Annotated in this window: 2 tRNA genes; both read right to left on the bottom strand. The window is 45.6% G+C overall.

Annotation, left to right across the window (positions count from 1 at the left end):
• Positions 1–15: 15 nt before the first annotated feature.
• A tRNA-Ser gene (locus tag ACHABU_RS20740) sits at positions 16–107 on the bottom strand.
• Positions 108–110: 3 nt separating this feature from the next.
• Positions 111–185: transfer RNA gene (locus tag ACHABU_RS20745), tRNA-Asn, on the bottom strand.
• Positions 186–309 lie beyond the last annotated feature (124 nt).

A 309-nucleotide genomic window follows, 5' to 3' on the forward strand; every position in this document is an offset into this window, starting at 1 on the left:
TTAAATAATAAGTAGTGGCGGAGAGCGAGGGATTCGAACCCTCGAGGCCGCGTTAGCGGCCTACACGATTTCCAATCGTGCTCCTTCGGCCACTCGGACAGCTCTCCATTTGGCTCCACAGGTAGGATTCGAACCTACGACCGATCGGTTAACAGCCGATTGCTCTACCACTGAGCTACTGTGGAATAATCCAATACCGAAAATCTAATTCAGTAGTTCAAACATTGATTGCTTGTCCTCGGAAACTAGATATTTCGGAGCAGAGCCATTGCTATGATAACTTTAAATGTTATACAGTAATGGATTGTT

The organism is Oceanobacillus sp. CF4.6 (assembly GCF_051262635.1).
Classification (GTDB): domain Bacteria; phylum Bacillota; class Bacilli; order Bacillales; family Amphibacillaceae; genus Oceanobacillus.